At 67.9% G+C, this 21,098-nt stretch carries 19 protein-coding genes; all 19 read left to right on the forward strand.

The features are described from left to right. Positions 1 to 2,085 carry an NADH-quinone oxidoreductase subunit L gene (gene nuoL, locus WC555_RS10465; protein ID WP_373253376.1) on the forward strand — a complete coding sequence of 695 codons (2,085 nt, stop codon included), beginning with the start codon at positions 1 to 3 and terminating at the stop codon, positions 2,083 to 2,085. An 11-nt stretch (positions 2,086 to 2,096) separates the two neighbouring features. Beyond that, a complete protein-coding gene (locus tag WC555_RS10470; RefSeq protein ID WP_373253414.1) occupies positions 2,097 to 3,575 on the forward strand; it encodes an NADH-quinone oxidoreductase subunit M in 1,479 nt (492 codons plus the stop codon). A 7-nt stretch (positions 3,576 to 3,582) separates the two neighbouring features. Continuing rightward, on the forward strand, positions 3,583 to 5,028 hold the full coding sequence (gene nuoN, locus WC555_RS10475; protein ID WP_373253377.1) for an NADH-quinone oxidoreductase subunit NuoN: 1,446 nt from the start codon (positions 3,583 to 3,585) through the stop codon (positions 5,026 to 5,028). Between the two features lie 6 nt (positions 5,029 to 5,034). Next, positions 5,035 to 5,784, forward strand: coding sequence for a biotin--[acetyl-CoA-carboxylase] ligase (locus WC555_RS10480; protein ID WP_373253378.1), 750 nt, complete (start codon positions 5,035 to 5,037; stop codon positions 5,782 to 5,784). After that, positions 5,781 to 6,563, forward strand: coding sequence for a type III pantothenate kinase (locus tag WC555_RS10485; RefSeq protein ID WP_373253379.1), 783 nt, complete (start codon positions 5,781 to 5,783; stop codon positions 6,561 to 6,563). Before WC555_RS10480 ends, WC555_RS10485 begins: the two co-directional genes overlap by 4 nt. Then, a complete protein-coding gene (locus WC555_RS10490) occupies positions 6,560 to 8,236 on the forward strand; it encodes a ribonuclease J (RefSeq protein WP_373253381.1) in 1,677 nt (558 codons plus the stop codon). The genes WC555_RS10485 and WC555_RS10490 overlap by 4 nt, the downstream gene beginning before the upstream one ends. Positions 8,237 to 8,310: 74 nt before the next feature. After that, a complete protein-coding gene (gene pyrH, locus WC555_RS10495) occupies positions 8,311 to 9,051 on the forward strand; it encodes a UMP kinase (protein WP_300467992.1) in 741 nt (246 codons plus the stop codon). A gap of 35 nt (positions 9,052 to 9,086) precedes the next feature. Continuing rightward, positions 9,087 to 9,644 carry a ribosome recycling factor gene (gene frr, locus WC555_RS10500; RefSeq protein WP_373253382.1) on the forward strand — a complete coding sequence of 186 codons (558 nt, stop codon included), beginning with the start codon at positions 9,087 to 9,089 and terminating at the stop codon, positions 9,642 to 9,644. A 29-nt stretch (positions 9,645 to 9,673) separates the two neighbouring features. Then, complete coding sequence (gene uppS / locus WC555_RS10505) at positions 9,674 to 10,438, forward strand: polyprenyl diphosphate synthase (RefSeq protein WP_373253384.1); 765 nt, start codon at positions 9,674 to 9,676, stop codon at positions 10,436 to 10,438. After that, the gene (locus WC555_RS10510; RefSeq protein ID WP_373253386.1) at positions 10,438 to 11,253 is read left to right on the forward strand and encodes a phosphatidate cytidylyltransferase; all 816 of its coding nucleotides are present in this window, start codon (positions 10,438 to 10,440) and stop codon (positions 11,251 to 11,253) included. Before uppS ends, WC555_RS10510 begins: the two co-directional genes overlap by 1 nt. Then, positions 11,253 to 12,446: a 1-deoxy-D-xylulose-5-phosphate reductoisomerase gene (gene dxr / locus WC555_RS10515; protein ID WP_373253387.1), complete on the forward strand. Its 1,194-nt coding sequence runs from the start codon at positions 11,253 to 11,255 to the stop codon at positions 12,444 to 12,446. The genes WC555_RS10510 and dxr overlap by 1 nt, the downstream gene beginning before the upstream one ends. Before the next feature lie 22 nt (positions 12,447 to 12,468). After that, positions 12,469 to 13,683 (forward strand): RIP metalloprotease, encoded by a 1,215-nt coding sequence (locus WC555_RS10520; protein WP_373253388.1) that lies wholly within the window; start codon positions 12,469 to 12,471, stop codon positions 13,681 to 13,683. Between the two features lie 32 nt (positions 13,684 to 13,715). After that, complete coding sequence (gene bamA / locus WC555_RS10525; RefSeq protein ID WP_373253389.1) at positions 13,716 to 16,151, forward strand: outer membrane protein assembly factor BamA; 2,436 nt, start codon at positions 13,716 to 13,718, stop codon at positions 16,149 to 16,151. Positions 16,152 to 16,184: 33 nt separating this feature from the next. Continuing rightward, complete coding sequence (locus WC555_RS10530) at positions 16,185 to 16,766, forward strand: OmpH family outer membrane protein (RefSeq protein ID WP_373253390.1); 582 nt, start codon at positions 16,185 to 16,187, stop codon at positions 16,764 to 16,766. 8 nt (positions 16,767 to 16,774) lie between these two features. Next, positions 16,775 to 17,779, forward strand: a complete 1,005-nt coding sequence (lpxD, locus tag WC555_RS10535) for a UDP-3-O-(3-hydroxymyristoyl)glucosamine N-acyltransferase (protein WP_373253392.1) — start codon at positions 16,775 to 16,777, stop codon at positions 17,777 to 17,779. Positions 17,780 to 17,805: 26 nt separating this feature from the next. Continuing rightward, positions 17,806 to 18,273: a 3-hydroxyacyl-ACP dehydratase FabZ gene (gene fabZ, locus WC555_RS10540; RefSeq protein ID WP_373253393.1), complete on the forward strand. Its 468-nt coding sequence runs from the start codon at positions 17,806 to 17,808 to the stop codon at positions 18,271 to 18,273. Continuing rightward, positions 18,270 to 19,058, forward strand: a complete 789-nt coding sequence (gene lpxA, locus WC555_RS10545; protein ID WP_373253394.1) for an acyl-ACP--UDP-N-acetylglucosamine O-acyltransferase — start codon at positions 18,270 to 18,272, stop codon at positions 19,056 to 19,058. The genes fabZ and lpxA overlap by 4 nt, the downstream gene beginning before the upstream one ends. After that, positions 19,055 to 19,906: an LpxI family protein gene (locus WC555_RS10550; protein WP_373253396.1), complete on the forward strand. Its 852-nt coding sequence runs from the start codon at positions 19,055 to 19,057 to the stop codon at positions 19,904 to 19,906. The genes lpxA and WC555_RS10550 overlap by 4 nt, the downstream gene beginning before the upstream one ends. Continuing rightward, the gene (gene lpxB, locus WC555_RS10555; protein WP_373253397.1) at positions 19,903 to 21,075 is read left to right on the forward strand and encodes a lipid-A-disaccharide synthase; all 1,173 of its coding nucleotides are present in this window, start codon (positions 19,903 to 19,905) and stop codon (positions 21,073 to 21,075) included. The genes WC555_RS10550 and lpxB overlap by 4 nt, the downstream gene beginning before the upstream one ends. The last annotated feature ends 23 nt before the right edge of the window (positions 21,076 to 21,098 follow it).

Raw genomic sequence — 21,098 nt, forward strand, 5'->3', positions numbered from 1 at the left:
GTGAACCTCGAGACCCTCGTCACCCTCGGCGTCTTCGCCCCGCTGCTCGGCGCGGCCATCGTCGGCCTGTCGGGCCGACGGCTCGGCGACCTGATTTCCAAATCCATCACCACCGGCCTGCTGTTCTTCTCGTGCGCGATCGCCTGGATCGTGTTGAGCCAGTGGATCTGGGGCGGACTGCAGGCCTTCACGGTCGAGCTGTTCCCCTTCATCAACGTCGGCGACTTCCAGTCGGTCTGGTCGATCCGCATCGACGCCCTGTCGGCGGTCATGCTGGTGGTGGTGACGACGGTGTCGTCGCTCGTGCACCTGTATTCCTGGGGCTATATGGCCGAGGACCCCGACAAGCCGCGGTTCTTCGCCTATCTGTCGCTGTTCACCTTCGCCATGCTGGCGCTGGTCACCGCCGCCGACTTCATGCAGCTGTTCTTCGGCTGGGAAGGGGTGGGGCTGGCGTCCTATCTGCTGATCGGCTTCTGGTACAAGAAGTCCACGGCCAGCGCCGCCGCCATCAAGGCCTTCGTGGTCAACCGCGTCGGCGACTTCGGCTTCGCCCTGGGCATCTTCACGGTGTTCTGGATGTTCGGCACGATCCAGTTCGCCGAGTTGTTCCCGATGATCGCCTCGAAGGCGGGTACGGGCTGGGAATTCCTCGGCCACACCTGGTCGGCGATCGATCTGGCGGCCTTCCTGCTGTTCATCGGCGCCATGGGCAAGTCGGCCCAGTTCTTCCTGCACACCTGGCTGCCCGACGCCATGGAGGGCCCGACGCCGGTGTCGGCCCTGATCCACGCCGCGACCATGGTCACGGCCGGCGTCTACATGGTCTGCCTGCTGAGCCCGATCTTCGAATACGCCCCGGTCGCCTCGGCCATCGTCGCCCTGGTCGGCGCGGTCACGGCCCTGTTCGCGGCCACGGTCGGTTTGGCCCAGAACGACATCAAGCGGGTCATCGCCTATTCGACCTGCTCGCAGCTCGGCTACATGTTCTTCGCGGCGGGCGTCGGCGCCTATCAGGCGGCCATGTTCCACCTGTTCACCCACGCCTTCTTCAAGGCCCTGCTGTTCCTCGGCGCCGGTTCGGTGATCCACGGGATGCATCACGAGCAGGACATGCGGAAGATGGGCGGGCTGTGGAAGCTGCTGCCGGTCACCTATGCGGTGATGACCATCGGCACCATCGCCATCACCGGCCTGGGCATCCCCGGCGTCGGCGGTTTCGCGGGCTTCTATTCGAAGGACTCGATCATCGAGAGCGCCTTCGCCTCGTTCGCCAACGGCCACAGCGCCATGGGGCTGTTCGCCTTCATGGTCGGCATCCTGGCCGCCGGCCTGACCGCCTATTATTCGTGGCGGCTGGTGTTCATGACCTTCCACAACAAGCCGGTGTGGAAGGACGCGCATCACGACGATCATGCGCATGACGACCACGCCTCGCACGCCCAGCTGGAAACCCATTCCGAGCCGATCGCGGACGACGACCATGCGCACGACGACCACGGTCATCACGGCCCGCTGAAGCCGCACGAGAGCCCATGGGTGATGCTGGTTCCGTTGCTGCTGCTGTCGGTCGGCGCCGTCGGGGCCGGTCTGGTGTTCGCGCCTTACTTCATCGGCGACGGCGAGCACGCCTTCTGGCGGGGCGCCATCTTCACCGGGCCGGACAACCACGTCCTGCACGAGAGCCATTCGGTCCCGACCTGGGTGAAATGGTCGCCGCTGATCCTGACGCTGATCGGCACCTTCGCCGCCTTCTGGCTCTATGTCCTGAAGGAAGGCATGGCGCGCCGCATGGCCGACCGGGGCGGGGTCATCCACGCCTTCCTCTACAACAAATGGTATTTCGACGAGCTGTATGACGCCGTGTTCGTGAAGGGCGCCAAGGCGATCGGCGATCTGTTCTGGAAGGTCGGCGACGTGAAGATCATCGACGGGCTGGGCCCGAACGGCGCGGCCTGGGCGTCGCTGAAATCCGCGGCCCGGCTGGCGAAAATCCAGTCAGGCTATGTCTATCACTATGCGTTCGTGATGTTGCTCGGCGTGGCCGGTTTCCTCGCCTTCGCCATCTATGCGTGGGGAGCCTGATCTTGCCCCAGATCCCCTTCATCCTCAGCGTCGTCACCTTCCTGCCGCTGGTCGGCGCGGGACTGATCCTGCTGGCCGGCCTGGTCAACAAGGGCCGGGCCGACGGCGCGGCGCGCTGGATCGCCCTGATTACGACCATGGCCGTTCTGGCGGTCTCCGCCGTTCTGGTTATGCAGTTCAAGCCGGAGCTGGCGACCTACCAATTCGTCGAGCGATACGACTGGTTCGCGGGCGCCCAGTACCACATGGGCGTGGACGGGATTTCGATCCTGTTCGTGCTGCTGACGGCCTTCCTGATGCCGATCTGCATTCTCGCCAGCTGGACCACGATCAAGGACCGGGTGGTCGATTACATGATCGCCTTCCTGGTGCTGGAGACCCTGGTCATCGGGGTCTTCACCTCACTGGACCTGTTCCTGTTCTACATCTTCTTCGAAGGCACCCTGGTGCCGATGTTCATCATCATCGGCGTGTGGGGCGGGGCGAACCGGATCTACGCCTCGTACAAATTCTTCCTCTACACCCTGCTGGGCTCGGTGCTGATGCTTCTGGCCATGCTGTGGATGGCGGCCGAGACGGGCACCACCAGCATCCCCGCGCTCAAGGAATACGCCTTCAGCCCGGCGGCCCAGCCGCTGCTCTGGCTGGCCTTCTTCGCCAGCTTCGCGGTCAAGATGCCGATGTGGCCGGTGCACACCTGGCTGCCCGACGCCCACGTGCAGGCGCCGACGGCGGGTTCGGTCATCCTGGCCGGCATCCTGCTGAAGCTGGGCGGCTACGGCTTTATCCTGTTCAACCTGCCCATGTTCCCCGACGCGTCGAAGATGTTCGCGCCGCTGGTGTTCGTGCTGTCGGCCATCGCCATCGTCTACACCTCGCTGGTCGCCTTCCGGCAGACGGACATGAAGAAGCTGATCGCCTATTCGTCGGTGGCGCATATGGGCTTCGTGACCATGGGCATCTTCGCCGGCAACGCCCTGGGCGTGCAGGGCGCGGTGTTCCAGATGCTGAGCCACGGCCTGATCTCGGGCGCGCTCTTCCTCTGCGTCGGCGTGGTCTATGACCGGATGCACACCCGCGAGATCGCCCTTTACGGCGGCCTGACCGCGCGGATGCCGTGGTTCGCGGCCATCTTCCTGCTGTTCACCATGGCCAATGTCGGCCTGCCGGGCACCTCGGGCTTCATCGGCGAAATCCTGACCATGACGGGCGTCTATGGCGTCTCGACCTGGACGGCCCTGTTCGCCGCCTCGGGCGTGATCTTCTCGGCGGTCTACGCCCTGACCCTGTACCGCAACGTCATGTTCGGCGAGATCACCAATCCGGCGATGAAGGCGATCACGGATGTCGACAGGCGCGAGCTGCTGATCTTCGCGCCGCTGATCATCGGCACCCTGTGGCTGGGCGTGCAGCCCGGTCTGGTGCTGGATTACACCGCCGCCTCGGTCGAGGCCCTGACTTCCGCCTATCAACTTGCGATCGGCGGGTGAGACGATGATGCCTGATCTAGATTTCGCCCTGCGCCTGTCCGCCCCGGAGAGCACGCTCGCCGTCGGCGGTCTGGCGCTGCTGATGCTCGGCGCCTTCATGGGCGAGAAGAGCGCCCGGCTGGTGTCGATCCTGTCGGTGGCCCTGCTGGTCGCCGCCACCGCCGTGACCGTGACCGGTCCGCTGGGGCAGGCCTTCAACGGCGCCTATGTGGCCGATCCGCTGGCCGTCTACGGCAAGGCGCTGATCTTCCTGTCCAGCGCCGTGGCCATCGTGCTGGGCGGCGGCTGGATGCATCGCGAGAAGATCGCGCGGTTCGAATATCCGATCCTGATCGTGCTGGCCTCGGCCGGCATGGGGATGATGGCGTCGTCGGGCGACCTGATCTCGCTCTACATCGGCATCGAGCTGCATTCCCTGGCCCTGTATGTGCTGGCCGCCTTCCACCGCGACAATCTGAAGGCGTCCGAGGCGGGGCTGAAATATTTCGTCCTCGGCGCCCTGTCGTCGGGCCTGCTGCTGTACGGCGCCAGCCTGATCTACGGCTTCACCGGCTCGATGCGGTTCGACGAGATCGCCGCCTACGCCGCGACCAATCCATCGACCGGCCTGATCTTCGGCCTGGTGTTCCTGATCTGCGGCCTGGCCTTCAAGGTCTCGGCCGCGCCGTTCCATATGTGGACGCCCGACGTCTACGAGGGCGCGCCGACGCCGGTCGTGGCCCTGTTCGCCACGGCCCCCAAGGTCGCGGCCATGGTGCTGATCGCGCGGACTCTGGAAGGCGCTTTCGCCGGCTCGCATGACCAGTGGGCCCAGGTGCTGATCCTGATCTCGCTGATTTCGTTCGCGGTCGGGGCATTCGGCGGTCTGGTGCAGAAGGATTTCCAGCGCCTGCTGGCCTATTCCTCGATCGCCAACATCGGCTACGCCCTGCTGGGCATCGCCGCGGGGACGACGCTGGGCGTGCAGGCCATGCTGGTGTTCATGACCCTGTATGTGATCGACCAGTTCGGCTTCTTCGCCATCCTGCTGTCGCTGTCGCGCGGCGGACGGCCGATCCGGACGATCTCCGACCTGGCCGGTCTGCGCAGGGACAAGCCGGTGACGACCCTCGCCCTGACGGTGCTGTCGCTGTCGGTGCTGGGCATGCCGCCGTTCTCGGGCTTCTGGGGCAAGTTCTACGTCTTCGGCGCGGCCGCCGACGCCGGCTACTGGATGGTCGGCGCCGCCGGCCTGGTGGCCTCGGTCGTGGCCGGCTTCTACTATCTGAGGGTCATCAAGCTGATGTGGTTCGACAAGGCGCCGGAAGGCGTCGAGCCGACCGACAAGGCGCCGATCGAGGCGAAGACCATCGCCTGGGCCGCGGCGGCCTTCTCCTTCCCGCTGGTGATCGTCGGTCTGACGTGGATCGAGCCGCTGAGCCGCGCCGCCGCCGTCGGGTTCGGAGCCGGATAGGGCGTGATGCCCGCCGCTCCGATCCTGCTGCTGGAAGAGACCGACTCCACCAATGCGGACGCCCGCCGCCGCGCCGAGGCCGGCGAGGCCGGTCCGCTGTGGATCGTCGCGCGCCGGCAGACGGCCGGGCGCGGACGCAGGGGGCGCAATTGGGAGAGTGAAGGGGGAAACCTGTTTTCCACCCTGCTGCAATTGACCCGTAAATCGCCCGCCGAGGCGGCGCAGGTGACCTTCGTGGCGGCCCTGGCCATCGCCGACCTGCTGGACGCGTATGCGCCGCCGTCGCTGGTGACGATCAAATGGCCCAATGACGTGATGCTGGCGGGCGAGAAGGCCTCCGGCGTGCTGGTCGAGTCCGGGGCGCACGAGAGCGGCGGCCTGTGGCTGGCGGTCGGGATCGGGGTCAATCTGGCGCATGCGCCGGAAGGGACCGAGCGGCCGGCGACGGCGCTGGTCCATCACCTGCGCGGGGACGTGCTGACGCCGCCGACGGTGGAGGCGGCCGCCGCCGTGCTGGCCGGGGCCTTCGCGGTGTGGATGGAGCGGTGGGAGACGTTGGGCTTCCAGCCCATCCTCGACGCCTGGCAGACGCGGACGCCGGGGCTGGACGGGCCCGCGGTGGCGCGGCTGGGACGCGAGACGGTCGAGGGCCGGGCCGAGGGCGTGGCCGCGGACGGGGCGCTGAAACTGAGACTGGCGGACGGGTCGCTGCGGCTGATCTCGGCCGGCGACGTCTTCTTCGGGGAGGCCGCGTGATGCTGCTGGCGATCGAACAGGGCAACACCAATACGCTGTTCGCGGTGCACGACGGGGCCGAGTGGATCGCCCAGTGGCGCACGGCGACCGAGGCCAGCCGCACGGCCGACGAATACGCGGTCTGGCTGAGCCAGCTGTTGTCGATGCGCGGCCTGGCCATCGCCCAGCTGGACGGCTGCATCATCTCCAGCGTGGTGCCGCAGTCGATCTTCAATCTGAGGAACCTGTCTCGGCGCTATCTGTCGGTCGAACCGCTGGTCATCGGCGACAATGTCGATCTGGGCATGACGGCGCGGATCACCAAGCCGAGCGAGGCGGGGGCCGACCGGCTGGTCAACGCCATCGGGGCGCATCTGGTCTATCCGGGCGACCTGATCGTCATCGACAGCGGCACGGCCACGACTTTCGACGTCATCGCCGCCGACGGGGCCTTCGAGGGCGGGGTGATCGCGCCCGGCATCAACCTGTCGCTGCAGGCCTTGCACGAGGCCGCCGCAATGTTGCCCCGCATCGCCATCCAGAAGCCCGACCGCGTGATCGGCAAGGACACGGTGTCCAACATGCAATCGGGCGTCTTCTGGGGCTATGTCGCCCTGATCGAGGGCCTGGTCGCGCGCATCAAGGCGGAGTGGGGGAAACCCATGACCGTCATCGGCACCGGCGGCGTCGCCTCGCTGTTCGAAGGCGCCACAGACTCCATCGACCGGTTTGATCCGGACCTCACTATCCGCGGCCTGCTCGAAATCTGGCGGCGGAATACCCATCTCAAGGAACTATGAAAAAGCAAACCAACGACGAACTCGTCTTCGTCCCGCTCGGCGGGTCGGGCGAGATCGGTATGAATCTGAATGTCTACGGCTACGGGCCGGAGGCGAATCGCGAATGGCTGGTGGTCGACGTCGGCGTGACCTTCGGCGATCTGTCGACGCCCGGCGTCGATGTGATCGTGCCCGATCCGGCCTTCCTGGACGGCGAGAAGATCCGCGGCATCGTCCTGACCCACGGGCATGAGGACCATATCGGCGCCCTGGGCTGGCTGTGGTCGCGCATCAAGGCGCCGATCTATGCGACGCCGTTCACCGCCTTCCTGATCCGCGAGAAGCTGCGCGAGGCGGGGATCCTCAATGAGGTGAAGATCATCGAGGTGCCGCTGGGCGGCACGATCGACCTGGGGCCGTTCCAGGTGACCATGATCACCATGACCCACTCGATCGCCGAGCCGAACTCGTTGGCGATCAAGACGCCGCTGGGCACCGTGTTTCACACGGGCGACTGGAAGCTGGACCCCAGCCCGGTCATCGGCCGGCCGACCGACATCGCGGCCATCAAGAAGCTGGGCGACGACGGCCTGCTGGCCATGGTCTGCGATTCGACCAATGTCTTCGTCGAGGGACAGGCCGGGTCCGAGACGGACGCCCAGCAGGGGCTGATCGATCTGATCGGCAGCCTGAAGACAGGCCGGATCGCGGTCGGGTGTTTCGCCTCGAACGTGGCCCGGATGTTCAGCGTGATGAAGGCCGCCCATCTGGCCGGACGGCGCGTGGTGCTGGCCGGGCGGTCGATGCACCGGATCACGGCGGCGGCCCGCCACGTCGGCCTGTTGGACGAGACCCAGCGCATCCTGTCCGAGGAAGAGGCGCGGGTCTGGCCGGCGGACCAGATCCTGTATCTGTGCACCGGCAGCCAGGGCGAGGACCGCGCGGCCCTGTCGCGCGCCTCGCAGGGGACCCACCCGGTCATCAAGCTGGGTCTCGGCGACCACTGCATCTTCTCGTCGCGGGTGATCCCGGGCAATGAGCTGTCGATCGCCGCCCTGCAGGACCGGCTCGCCGACCGCGGCGTGCGGCTCTACACCGAGAAGGACCATCCGCACGTCCACGTCTCGGGCCACCCGTGCCGGGACGAGATGAAGCAGATGTACGCCTGGGCGCGTCCCCGCATCGCTGTGCCGACGCACGGCATGCGCCGTCACCTGGCCGAGCACGCCAATATGGCCAAGGACCTCGGCGTCGCCGAACAGGTCACGCCCCGCAACGGCGACATGGTGCGGCTGGCCCCCGGCCTGGCGGCCATCATCGACGAAGTGCCCAGCGGCCGGCTCTATGTCGACGGCGGGCGTCTGGTCACCGAACAGGGCGAGGCCCTGCATGAGCGGCGTCACGCCTCGACCAACGGCGTGCTGATCGTCACCTTCGCCATGGACAAGCGCGGCAAGATCGTCAGCGACATCGATGTGCGGGCCATCGGCCTGCCGGGCGATGCGGAATCGCCGCTGGGCGACGCCCTCGACGATCTGGCGGAACGCGCCGAACAGGCGGTGATGAAGCTGAAAGGCCCGGCGCTGGAGGACGAGATGGTCATCGAACAGGCCGTCTCGCGGGCGCTGAAGAAGGCCAGCCAGCAGATCTGGGACCGGCGGCCGATCGTCGAGACGGTCATTCTGCGGATCTAATCCGGGCAGTCAGGCCTTTGAACCGGCGGGTTCGCTTCCTATAAGGAGCCGAATCCGCCGCCCAGGACCGCCCCATGCCCGACGCCCCGCCCGAGTTTCTCTACAAGCGCGTCCTGCTGAAGGTCTCGGGCGAGGTGCTGATGGGCGATCAGGCCTATGGCATCGACCAGAAGACCGTCGCCACCGTCGCCCAGGCCGTGGCCAATGTGGCGCGCGAGGGCGTCGAGATCTGCCTCGTCATCGGCGGCGGCAACATCTTCCGGGGACTGAGCAAGGCCGCCGGCGACATGGAGCGCGCCACCGCCGACTACATGGGCATGCTGGCCACGGTCATGAACGCCCTGGCCATGCAGGCCGCGCTGGAAAAGATCGGCGTCCAGACCCGGGTGCAGAGCGCCCTGACCATGAACGCCGTGGCCGAGCCCTATGTGCGCCGCCGCGCCCTGCGTCATCTCGAAAAGGGCCGGGTGGTGATCTTCGCCGCCGGCGTCGGCGCGCCCTTCTTCACCACCGACTCGGGCGCCGCCCTGCGGGCCGCCGAGATGGGCTGCGACGCCCTGTTGAAGGGCACCAGCGTGGACGGCGTCTATACGGCCGATCCCAAGAAGGACCCGACCGCGACACGGTACGAGACCCTGACCTATCACGATGTGCTGGCCAAGGACCTGAAGGTCATGGACGCCTCGGCCATCGCCCTGATGCGTGACTCCGGCATTCCGATCGTGGTTTTCTCGATCCGGGAAGACAATTCGCTGCGTCGGACGTTGACGGGGGAGGGGACCTTTACGGTCATCTCTTCCAAAAAGGCCGCCTGAGCCGCCAAAGCCAAGAAATTACGAGAGAAACGACCATGGCCAAGCCTGACCTCAAGACCTATCGCGACCGCATGGACAAGTCGGTGTCCGCCCTGAAGGAAGAGTTCAACGGCCTGCGCACGGGCCGGGCCAACGTCGGCCTGCTGGATCCCGTGCAGGTGCAGGCCTACGGCTCGAACGCGCCGCTGAACTCGGTGGCCGCGATCAGCGTACCCGAGCCGCGCATGATCTCGGTCAACGTCTGGGACAAGACCATGGTCGGTCCGGTCGAGAAGGCCATCCGCGCCGCCGGCCTGGGTCTGAACCCGATCGTCGACGGTCAGACGTTGCGCATTCCGGTGCCGCCGCTGACCGAGGAACGCCGCAAGGACCTGGCCAAGCTGGCCGGCAAATACACCGAGCAGCAGAAGATCGCCGTCCGCAACGTGCGCCGCGACGCCAACGAGGACCTGAAGAAGGCCGAGAAGGCCGGCGAGATCAGCCAGGACGAGCAGAAGAAGATGGAGACCGAGGTCCAGAAGGACACGGACGCGGCGATCAAGCGCATCGACGAGGCCCTCCGGGCCAAGGAAGTTGAGATCATGCAGGTTTGACGGCGCGAATTGCCGTAGGATAAGCGCCGATGCCCGCCACCCCTTCTCATCCCGCCGCGCCGACTGACGGGCCGCGTCACGTCGCCCTGATCATGGACGGCAACGGGCGCTGGGCCGAAGCGCGCGGCCTGCCGCGGGCCATGGGCCATCGCGAGGGCGTGCAGGCGCTGAAGCGCACCGTCCAGGCCGCGCCGGCGCTGGGCATCACCTGTCTGACCGTGTTCGGCTTCTCGACCGAGAACTGGCGCCGGCCGGCGGAAGAGGTGTCCGACCTGATGGGTCTGGTCCGTTCCTATGTCGCCAGCGATCTGAAGCGACTGGAACGCGAAGGCGTGAAGGTGCGGGTGCTGGGCCGCCGGACGGGCCTGCCCGCCGATATCGCCGCCATCATCGACCGGGCCGAGGCGACCACGGCCCACAACGACAAATTCGTCCTCCAGGTCGCCTTCAACTACGGCGGCCGGGCCGACATCGTCGATGCGGCGCAACGCCATATCGATCGGGTTCTGGCCGGAGAGGCGACGGGGCCGCTGGACGAGGAGACCCTGGGCGGGGGCCTGTCCACCGCGGGGGCGCCGCCGGTCGATGTGATCGTGCGCACCTCGGGCGAGCAGCGGCTGTCCAACTTCCTGCTGTGGGAGGCCGCCTACGCAGAGCTGGTCTATCAGAACGTGCTGTGGCCCGACTACGGCCCCGAGGCGCTGGCGGACGTGGTCGAGCAATATCGCAACCGGGACCGGCGTTTCGGCGGACGGGCCACGCCGAACGCGGCGCCCGCCCTCGCGGCCGGCTGATGGCGGTCAAGGCGGGCGACATCGGCATCCGGGCGGCGTCGGCTATCGTCCTGGCCCCCGCCGCGGTGGCGGCCATCTGGGCCGGCGGACTGTGGTTCCTCGGCCTGATGCTGGCGGCCTGCGCGCTGCTGGCGGTCGAATGGGCGACGATGAGCGCGGCCAGGGCGTGGCGCGTCATGGCCGGAGCCGTCGCCTTCGGCCTGGTCGCCGGGGTGGTGGCGGCCCACGCGCAGCAACTGTCGCTGGCGCTGGTGATGCTGGTCTTCGGGGCCGTGGCCGCCGGATTGTTCGCGCGCAACCGCGGACAGGAGGCGCTGGATGCGGCCTATGGGGTTCTGTACCTCGGCTGGCCGGCGGTGCTGCTGATCTGGCTGAGAGACGTCGACAGCCAGTCGGGGCTGGCCTGGACGGTGTCGGCCTTCGCCATCGCCTGGGCCTCGGACATCATGGCCTATCTGGTCGGCAGTGTGGTCGGCGGGCCCAAGCTGTGGCCGCGCTTCTCGCCCAACAAGACATGGTCCGGCTTCATCGGCGGTCTGGTCGCCGGGACGGTCGCGGGCGCGCTGCTGGCGCTGTATCTCGACATGGGCATCAATCCGGCGTGGGGCGCGGTGCTGGGGCTGGCGGCGGCCCTGGCCACCATGGCCGGCGACCTGTGGGAGTCGGCCCTGAAGCGGCGCTACGGCGTCAAGGACGCCGGCAAGCTGATCCCCGGGCATGGCGGCCTGCTGGATCGGGTCGACGGGCTGATGTTCGCGGTGGTGGTGGTGGCCTGCGGGCGGCTGCTGGCCGGCGTGTTCGGAGGCGGGGCGTGATGCGGCGGCGCGTCACGGTCCTGGGCTCGACCGGGTCGGTCGGCTGTTCGACGCTCGACCTGATGGACCAGATCGAAACCGCCGGAACCGGCGCCTTCGAGGTCGTGGCCCTGACCGGCGGCGCCAATATCGCCCGGCTGGCCGAGCAGGCCCGGCGCTGGAAGCCCGAGGTCGCGGTGACGGCGGATCCGTCCCGGCTGCGAGAGCTGCGCGACGCGCTGTCGGGGACCGGCGTCGAGGCGGCGGCCGGCGACGCAGCGATCATCGAGGTCGCGACGCGCCCCACGGACTGGATCATGGCTGCCATCGTCGGCGCGGCGGGTCTGCGGTCGGCCTGGGCGGCCGCCGCGAGCGGGGCGACCCTCGCCCTCGCCAACAAGGAAAGCCTGGTCTGCTGCGGGCCGGCGCTGATCCAGCGGGTGCGGCAGGCCGGCGGACGGCTGATCCCGGTGGATTCCGAACATTCGGCCATCCATCAGGTGTTCCCGCATGAGGCGCCCGGGCGGGTCGCCAAACTGATCCTGACGGCGTCGGGCGGACCGTTCCGGACCATGCCGCGCGAAACCCTCGGCGCCATCACGCCCGAACAGGCGGTGGCCCATCCCAACTGGAGCATGGGGGCCAAGATTTCGGTCGACAGCGCCACCATGGCCAACAAGGGGCTGGAGGCCATCGAGGCGGCCTATCTTTTCGACATGCCCGCCGAGCGGATCGAGGTCGTGGTGCACCCCGAGTCGATCATCCACAGCATGGTCGAATACGTCGACGGCTCGACCCTGGCCCAGATGGGGCCGCCGGACATGAAGACGCCGATCGCCTACGCCCTGGCCTGGCCCGACCGCGTCGCCTGGCCGGCGCCCCGGCTCGATCTGGCCGCGCTGGGCCGGCTGACGTTCCAGGCGCCTGACGAGGACCGCTTCCCCGCCCTGAAGCTGGCGCGTCAGGCGCTGCAGGCGGGCGGCGCCGCGCCGACGGTTTTCAACGCGGCCAACGAGGTGGCGGCGCTGGCGTTTCTTGACCGTCGGCTGGCCTTTCTCAATATTGCCGCAGTCGTCGCCGACACCATGTCGCGCGTGACGGCCCCGGGGGCGGTTTCCTGTTCCGACGATGCGTGCGACGCAGCCCTCGAGGTTGATGCGCAGGCGCGGCGGACAGCGGAATCGATCATCCGCGGCATCGCGGCGGCAGCCTGACGGCGGAAGGACCCTTGACGGCATGACGGGCTTTCTCAGCCAGGCGCTGCTCTACATCGTACCCTTCCTGCTGGTGCTGACGTTTATCGTCACCATCCACGAACTGGGCCATTTCCTCGTCGCGCGCGCGTTCGGGGTGAAGATCGACCGTTTCTCGATCGGCTTCGGCAGGACCATCGTCGCGAAGACCGACAAACGTGGAACGGAATGGCGACTGGCCTGGCTGCCGCTGGGCGGATACGTCAAATTCGCCGGTGATCTGGACGCGTCCAGCGTGCCCGATCAGGCCGGCCTGGCCGAGCTGCGCCAGCGCGTCATCGCCGAGAACGGCGCAGGGGCCGAGCGCGACTATTTCCACTTCAAGCCCATCTGGCAGCGCGCCCTGATCGTCGCCGCGGGTCCGGCGGCCAATTTCCTGCTGGCCATCGTGCTGTTCACCATCCTGTTCAGCGTCGTGGGCGAACAGATCATCGCGCCCCGCGTGGCCCGGGTCGCGCCCGGCACGCCGGCGGCCGAGGCGGGCTTCCAGCCCCGCGACCTGATCGTGGCCGTGAACGGCCGCCCTGTGACGGAGGGCGCCGAAGTCACACGCATCGTCATCATGAGTGCGGGCGACCCCCTGCGCTTCACCGTCGATCGCGGCGGGCGGCAGGTGTTTCTGACCGCGACGCCCGAGCGGCGGACGGAAGACGACGAACTGGCCGGGCGCGTGCGCATCGCCCGGATCGGGCTGGAAATGGCGCCCCTGCGGCAGGACTACACGTTCCGCCGCCTGAACCCGCTGCAGGCCGCGGGCAAGGGCGTCGACACCATCGGCGACACCGTCGCGACGACGGGCGCCTACATCGGCCGGATCTTCACCGGCAAGGAATCGGGCGATCTTCTGAACGGGCCGCTGGGAATCGCCAAGGCGGCGGGCGGGGTCACCCGTCAGGCTGTGGCTGCGAATCCCGATCCCGCCTACATGGCCGCGAACCTCGCCCTGACGTTTCTTCAGTTCGCCGCCATAGTTTCGATCGGAATTGGCATTGTTAATCTGCTGCCGATTCCGGTTCTGGATGGGGGGCATCTGCTGTTCTACGCTTATGAAGCTGTGGCCCGCCGGCCAGTCCCCGCCCGCGTTCAGGAGGTCGGCTATCGCGTCGGCCTTGCTTTGCTGGTGGGATTGATGTTGTTCGCCACCTGGAACGACTTGCAAAAGCTGAGCCTGTTCAAATTCCTCGGCGGGCTCGCATGACGAGCCGACGCCAGCCCCCGATGGTTTCCCGTATGATCCGACAAGACGCAGCCGCCCTTCGTTTCGCCCGGAGCCTGAGCCCGAGCCTGCTGGCCCTTGTGGTGGCGGCCGGTCTGGCCGGCCCGGCGCTGGCCCAGACGGCTCCGGCGGGTGATCCCGCCGCCCAGCCCGGCGCGCCGGCCGAGGCCGCTCCGGCGCCCCAGGCCGCGCCCCCCCAGGACGAGCGAATCCTGATCAACCGGATTCTGGTGCGCGGCAACCAGCGCATCGACCAGACGACGGTCCTGTCCTATCTGCCGATTCAGCCGGGCGACACGGTCGATCCGGCGGTCCTGGACGTCGCCGTCCGCACCCTGACCCGCACCCAGCTGTTCGCGGACGTCCAGCTGGGCGTGCAGCCGAACGGCGATCTGGTCGTCGAGATCGTCGAGAACCCGATCATCAACCAGGTGGTGTTCGAGGGGAACGGCGCCCTCAGCGAAGACAAGCTGACCGAGGAAGTCACGCTGAAGCCGCGCGGCATCTACACCCGCGCCCGGATCCAGGAAGACGTCGGCAAGATCGTCGAACTGTACCGCCTGTCGGGCCGTATTTCGGCGACCGTGACGCCCAAGATCGTCCAGCTGGAACAGAACCGCGTCGACGTGGTGTTCGAGATCGACGAGGGCCCGGAAACCGGCGTGCGCGCCATCACCTTCCTGGGCAACACCGCCTTCTCGGACAACGACCTGCGCGGCGTGATGGTGACCCAGGAGACGGCCTGGTACCGCCTGTTCACGACCAACGACAACTACGACCCGAACCGGCTGGACTACGACCGGGAGCAGCTGCGGAAATTCTACACCAACCGCGGCTATTACGATTTCCGCGTCCTGTCGGCGATCTCGGAATTGGCGCCCGACGACGCCGCCTTCGGCATCACCCTGACCGTGGACGAGGGCGACCGCTACAATTTCGGAACGGTCGATGTCGTCACCGAGAATGACCGGCTGAACCCCGACTTCCTCAAGATGCTGCTGCCGATCCGGACGGGCGATCTGTACGAGAGCGACAAGATCGAGACGGCGGTCGACGCCCTGACGTTCGCGGCGGGCTCGGCGGGCTACGCCTTCGTCGAGATCGAACCGACCTACAAGGCCAACCCCGAGACCGACACCGTCGACGTCACCTTCAACGTCAAGGAAGGCCAGCGCGTCTACGTCGACCGGATCAATGTGATCGGCAACACCCGCACCCTGGACAACGTCATCCGCCGCGAGATGATGCTGACCGAGGGCGACGCCTTCAACCGCACCCTGCAGGAGCGCTCGCGCAATAACCTGCGGGCCCTGGGCTTCTTCAAGGACGTCACGGTCGAGGAGGCGCGCGGTTCGGCGCCCGACCGCTCGGTCATCAACGTCACGGTCACGGAACAGCCGACGGGCGAACTGTCGGTCGGCGCGGGCTTCAGCTCGGTCGACTCCTTCGTCGTCAACCTGGGCATCACCGAGCGCAACTTCCGCGGCCGGGGCCAGAACGTCGTGGCGCGTCTGGAATGGGGCTCGCTGCGCCAGCAGATCGATTTCCGCTTCACCGAGCCGAAATTCCTCGGCCGCGACCTGCGGGCGGGCTTCGACGCCTTCCACTCGCGCTATGATCTCAGCGAATATTCGTCCTACGACTACCGCTCGACGGGCGGGGGCGTGCGTCTGTCGTATCCGCTGAACGGCTATACGCTGCTGAGCACCCGCTACTTCCTCAAGAGCGACGAGATCATCGTTCCGGACGGCTATTGCTCGGCGTCGGGATCGGGCTCGACCGCCCTGTGCGACCAGGTCGGTTCGTTCCTGAACTCCTCGGCCGGCTACACCCTGTTGGTCGACCGGCGGAATGATCCCGTCCGGCCGACCCGCGGCTGGACCGCCTCCTTCCGCCAGGACTTCGCGGGCATCGGCGGCGACGTGAACTACCTCAAGACCGAAGGCGATGTTTCGGCCTATTGGGGCATTACGCCCGAATGGATCGTCACGGCCACGGCCTCGTCCGGCTATATCTCGGGCTGGGGCGGCGACCCGATCCGCATCAACGATCGCTTCTTCAAGGGCGGCAACAGCTTCCGCGGCTTCGAAACGGCCGGTCTGGGTCCGCGCGACCTGACGACCACCGACGCCCTGGGCGGCAATTTCTACGCCATCGGCACGCTGGAGGTGACCGTTCCGAACTTCCTGCCCGAACAGTACGGCATCCGGACCTCCCTGTTCACCGATGTGGGGACGCTGGGCGTTCTCGATGACCGCTATACGGTGAATTCGCTGGGCAACCCGGACCCGAGCATCGTTGATGAGCTCAAGCTGCGCGCATCGGCGGGCGTCAGCATTCACTGGCGTTCGCCCATGGGCCCGATCCGCTTCGACCTGAGCCAGATCATCGGCAAGGAAGAGTACGACAAGACAGAAACGTTCCGCTTCTCGACCTCAACCCAGTTCTAAATGCGGGACCGAGTTCCGCTCAAAAGGTTAAAGATGAAACTGTTCGCTCTCGGCGCTTTCGCGCTCGCCACCCTGGCTGCCGGTTCGGCCGCCGCCCAGGCCCAGGCTCCGGCCAACCCCGGCCCGGTCATCCCCGGCGTCTGCGTGTTCCATAACGACCGCCTGCTGGCCACCTCCACCGCCGGCCAGTCGGTCCAGACCGGCATGCAGCGTCTGGTCACGGAAGTGCAGGGCGAACTCCAGCCCTACGGCGCCGCGATCCAGACCGAGGCCGACCAGCTGAGGCAGGGGGGCGCCGCCGCCGATCCGCAGGGCACGCGTCGCCAGGCGCTGCAGCAACGCGCCCAGGAAGCCCAGCAGCTGGAGCAGACCCGCCAGCAGGAGCTGCAGTACACCCAGCAGCTGCAGATCCGCGCCATCGCCCAGGCCGCCGACCCGATCCTGGTCGCCGTCTATCAGGAGCGCGGCTGCGGCCTGCTTCTGGACCGCTCGGCCGTCTATATCGCCAACCCGGCGATGGACATCACCGACGTGGTCATCCAGCGCCTGAACGCCGCCCTGCCGTCGCTGAGCTTCAACCGCACCCCGGTGCCGGTCCAGGCTCCCGCGCAGTAAGGAACGCCATGCCCGATCCGCGCTTTTTCGACAGTTTGCCGGCGCTCAGCGTCGACGAGCTGGCCGGACGGATCGGCGGCGAAACGTACAGAGGCGGAGACCGTCAGGTCTCCGCCGTCGCGCCCCTCGCTTCGGCGGGGCCGACCGATGTCGCCTTTCTGGGCGATCGCAAATTCCAGACGACCCTGACGGAAACCCGCGCCGGCTGCGTGATCGTGCCGGCGAACGCGCTCGAGTTCATTCCGGCGGGCGCGGCCGTGATCATTTCCGGCGAGGCCCAGGCCGCCTGGGCGCGGGCGTCCATGCTGTTTCACCGGCCCGTGCCGCTCGACGCGGCCGCGAGCCAGGGCGTAGCGGCCGAGGACGCGTCCGTCGTCTTCGAGCCGGGCGTGGTGCTGGGAAAGGGCGCCCAGATCGGGCGGGGCTCGCGGATCGGCGCCAACACCGTCATCGGGCCGGGCGTCCAGATCGGACGCGACTGCCAGATCGGCTCGAACGTCACCGTGGGGTTCGCCCTCGTCGGCGACCGGGTGAAGATCTATTCCGGCGCCAGGATCGGGGAACAGGGCTTCGGCGCGGCGGGATCGAAGTCGGGGCCCGTCGACATTCCCCAGCTGGGCCGGGTCATCCTGCAGGACGGCGTCACCGTGGGGGCCAACTCCTGCATCGACCGCGGGGCCTATGACGACACGGTCATCGGCGAGAACACCAAGATCGATAACCTGGTCATGATCGGCCACAACTGCGTCATCGGCCGCAACTGTCTGATGGCCGCCAACACGGGCATTTCCGGCTCGGTCACCGTCGGCGACAACGTCATATTCGGCGGCAAGGCGGGGATCGGCGACCACATCCGCATCGGCGAGGGGGCGCGCGTCGCGGCCGGCGCCGGGGTGCTGGCCGACATTCCCGCCGGCGAAACCTGGTCGGGCTATCCCGCCAAACCGATCCGACAGTTCTTGCGCGAAACGATCTGGCTCGCCAAACAGGCGTCCGGAAAGGCGCGTTCGTAAGCGTCGTCGGCGCGGAAGGCCGCAGGATGAGCAGTGACGGCAAGATCGACTACGCCGAGGTGATGCGGCGGCTGCCGCACCGCTATCCCTTCCTGATGGTCGACAAGGCCGAGGATTTCGTGGCGAACACCTCGATCACCGGCATCAAGAACGTCACCCACAACGAGCCCTATTTCCCGGGCCATTTCCCGATCGACCCGGTCATGCCGGGCGTGATGATCGTCGAGGCCATGGCCCAGACGGGGGCCCTGCTGATGTCCAGGTCGATGGACGTGCAGGTCGAGGGCAAGGTGATCATGTTCATGTCGATCGACGGCGTGCGCTTCCGCAAGCCCGCGCGACCCGGCGACCAGCTGCGCATGCAGGTGGTGGTGACGAAGATTCGCGGCGACATCTTCAAATTCCGCGGCGAGACCTTTATCGACGGCAAGCTGGCCTCGGAGGCGGACTTCGCCGCCATGATGGTCACCATCGACAAGCCGGTGAACGCGTGAGCCGCATCCACGCCACCGCCGTCGTCGACGCCGGCGCGCGGATCGCCGACAGCGCCGGTATCGGCCCCTGGTGCATCGTCGGTCCGGGCGTGGTGCTGGAGGACGACGTGCGGCTGGTCAGCCACGCCGTCGTCCAGCAGGACACCACGGTCGGCGCGCGGACCATCATCCATCCTTTCTGCGTCATCGGCGGCGACCCCCAGCATACGGGCTACAAGGGCGAGACCGTCCGGCTGGAGATCGGGACCGACAACACCATCCGCGAACATTCGACCTTCAACCGCGGCACGCCCCAGGGCGCGGGGGTGACCCGGGTCGGGTCCCACGGCCTGTTCATGACCGGCGCCCACGTCGGCCATGACAGCGTGGTCGGGGACCATGTGGTGATGGCCAACAACGCCACCCTGGGCGGCCACGCCCGGATCGGGTCGAAGGTCTTCCTCGGCGGTCTGGCGGCGGTGCATCAGAACGGCCGGGTGGGGCAGGGCGCCATCGTCGGCGGTCTGGCGGCGGTGACGCGCGATGTCATCCCCTACGGCTCGGCCTGGGGAAATCACGCGCAGTTGCATGGCCTCAATCTGATCGGCCTGAAGCGCAAGGGCTATGACAAGACCGCGATCCGGCGCCTGCTGGCCGCCTACCGTGACCTGTTCGAGGGCGGCGGGACCTTCGCCGAACGCCTGGACGCGGTCGAGGGCGCCTATGCCGACCTGCCCGAGATCATGGAGATCACGGCCTTCATTCGCGAGGACGGCAAACGCCCCCTTTGCCTGCCGGGCGAATGACCGGCGGCGGAACAGGCGGCAAGCTGGGCCTGATCGCCGGCGGCGGCGCCTTGCCCATATCGGTGGCGGCGCGGTGCGAGGCCGAGGGGCGGCCCGTGTTCGTGGTGCGGTTGACCGGTTTCGCCGATCCGCATCTGGCGCGCTATCCCGGCATCGAGGCGGGCATGGCCGAGATCGGCAAGGTGCTGTCGGCGCTGAAGAAGGCGGGCTGCGTCGCGGTGAGCTTCGCGGGGACGGTGAACCGGCCGGACTTCAGGAACCTGAAGCCCGACTTCAAGGGCGCGACCCTGTTGCCGGGCATTGTGGCGGCGGCGAGCAAGGGCGACGACGCCCTGCTGCGCAAGATCCTCTCGGTGTTCGAGAACGAGGGCTACGCCATCGAGGGCGCCGACGACATTCTGGGCGGGGAGACCCTGCCGGGCGGGGCGCTGGGCGCGGTTCAGCCGACGCAGGAACAGCTTTCCGATCTTAGGAAAGCGCTGCACGTTGCTGAAAAGGCCGGAGAACTCGATATCGGCCAGGGTGCTGTCGTGTGCGAGGGTCTGGTGCTGGCGGTCGAGGCGCAGGAGGGGACGGACGCCATGCTGGCCCGGGTCGCGGCCCTGCCGTCGGACCTGCGCGGTTCGGCCGCCGCCCGCAAGGGCGCGCTGGGCAAGGCGCCCAAGCCGATCCAGGACCTGCGCGTCGACATGCCTGTGATGGGCGCGCACACCGTCGAAATGGCCGCCGCCGCGGGTCTGGCGGGCGTCGGCGGCGTCGCCGGCAAGCTGATCCTGATCGACCACGCCGCCATCGTCGAGGCGGCCGACAGGCTCGGTCTGTTCGTCTGGGGCGAGACGGACCGATGAGCCGGCCCCTGAAGATCATGCTGGTCGCGGCCGAGGCGTCAGGCGACGCGCTCGGCGCGGGGCTGGCCGCGGCCCTGAAGGCGCGGCTGGGCCCCGACGTGGTGTTTGTCGGCGTAGGCGGACCCCGCATGGCCGAGCAGGGCGTGCGCAGCCCGTTCGACATCGCCGAACTGTCCATTCTCGGCTGGCTCGAAGGGCTGAAAGCCTATGGTCTGGTCAAGCGCCGGGTGACGGACACGGTCGCCCTGGCCGTGGCGGAAAAGCCGGACGCCGTGGTGTTGATCGACAGCTGGGGCTTCACCATCCGGGTGGCCAAGGCGCTGAGGGGGGCTCTGCCGGGCGCGCCGCTGATCAAATACGTCGGACCCCAGGTCTGGGCCTCGCGGCCGGGCCGGGCGAAGACCCTGGCGGCTTCGGTCGATCACCTGCTGGCCCTGTACGCCTTCGACGCGCCGTGGTTCGAGCGCGAGGGCCTGCCGACCACGGTGGTCGGATCACAGGCGCTGCACGTGGATTTCGGCGATGCGGACCCGGCGGCCTTCCGGGCGTCGCGGGGGATCGCGGCCGATGCGAAGTTGCTGCTGGTCCTGCCGGGCAGCCGACCCTCCGAAATCCGGCTGATGACGCCCGTCTATGAGGCCGCCGTGGCGCGGCTGAAGGCGGCCGATCCGTCGCTGGAAGTGGCCGTCGTGGCGGCCGGCACCGTCGCCGAGGACGTCGCCGGACGCGTGGCGGGCTGGCCGTTCCGCGCCCATCTGGTGACCGAGAGCGAGAAATACGCCGCCATGCGCGCCGCCACGGTCGCCCTGGCCACCAGCGGCACGGTCTCGACCGAACTGGCCCTGGCCGGGGCGCCGATGGTCATCGCCTACCGGTTCCAGCCGCTCAGCTATGCGATCATGAAGCCGTTCTTCACGGGGAAGTACGCCACCCTGTTCAACCACGCCGCCGACGCCGAGATCGCGCGCGAGCTGATCCAGAAGGACGCCACGCCGGAGGCGGCGGCGGCGGAGGTCGGGCGGCTGCTGGCCGATCCGGAGGCGCGGCGGGTGCAGGCGGCGCGACAGACGGCGGCGCTGGATCTGATGGGGCGGGAAGGGCGAGACCCGTCCGAGATCGCGGCGGACGCCGTCTTGAGGGTCATCGCAACGAAAAACGCCGGGGCCTGAGCCCCGGCGTTTCTGTCTGCGGA

Origin of the sequence: Brevundimonas sp., assembly GCF_041648615.1 — a bacterium.
Classification (GTDB): domain Bacteria; phylum Pseudomonadota; class Alphaproteobacteria; order Caulobacterales; family Caulobacteraceae; genus Brevundimonas.

Excerpts from the sequence above, each read along its gene's own strand:
- lpxD (WP_373253392.1), top strand. The coding sequence starts at position 16,775 with ATGCCCGATCCGCGCTTTTTCGACAGTTTGCCGGCGCTCAGCGTCGAC.
- WC555_RS10510 (WP_373253386.1), top strand. The coding sequence starts at position 10,438 with ATGGCGGTCAAGGCGGGCGACATCGGCATCCGGGCGGCGTCGGCTATC.
- WC555_RS10480 (WP_373253378.1), top strand. The coding sequence starts at position 5,035 with ATGCCCGCCGCTCCGATCCTGCTGCTGGAAGAGACCGACTCCACCAAT.
- lpxB (WP_373253397.1), top strand. The coding sequence starts at position 19,903 with ATGAGCCGGCCCCTGAAGATCATGCTGGTCGCGGCCGAGGCGTCAGGC.
- pyrH (WP_300467992.1), top strand. The coding sequence starts at position 8,311 with ATGCCCGACGCCCCGCCCGAGTTTCTCTACAAGCGCGTCCTGCTGAAG.
- uppS (WP_373253384.1), top strand. The coding sequence starts at position 9,674 with ATGCCCGCCACCCCTTCTCATCCCGCCGCGCCGACTGACGGGCCGCGT.
- nuoN (WP_373253377.1), top strand. The coding sequence starts at position 3,583 with ATGCCTGATCTAGATTTCGCCCTGCGCCTGTCCGCCCCGGAGAGCACG.
- WC555_RS10490 (WP_373253381.1), top strand. The coding sequence starts at position 6,560 with ATGAAAAAGCAAACCAACGACGAACTCGTCTTCGTCCCGCTCGGCGGG.
- WC555_RS10530 (WP_373253390.1), top strand. The coding sequence starts at position 16,185 with ATGAAACTGTTCGCTCTCGGCGCTTTCGCGCTCGCCACCCTGGCTGCC.
- WC555_RS10550 (WP_373253396.1), top strand. The coding sequence starts at position 19,055 with ATGACCGGCGGCGGAACAGGCGGCAAGCTGGGCCTGATCGCCGGCGGC.
- WC555_RS10520 (WP_373253388.1), top strand. The coding sequence starts at position 12,469 with ATGACGGGCTTTCTCAGCCAGGCGCTGCTCTACATCGTACCCTTCCTG.
- bamA (WP_373253389.1), top strand. The coding sequence starts at position 13,716 with ATGATCCGACAAGACGCAGCCGCCCTTCGTTTCGCCCGGAGCCTGAGC.
- frr (WP_373253382.1), top strand. The coding sequence starts at position 9,087 with ATGGCCAAGCCTGACCTCAAGACCTATCGCGACCGCATGGACAAGTCG.
- fabZ (WP_373253393.1), top strand. The coding sequence starts at position 17,806 with ATGAGCAGTGACGGCAAGATCGACTACGCCGAGGTGATGCGGCGGCTG.
- dxr (WP_373253387.1), top strand. The coding sequence starts at position 11,253 with ATGCGGCGGCGCGTCACGGTCCTGGGCTCGACCGGGTCGGTCGGCTGT.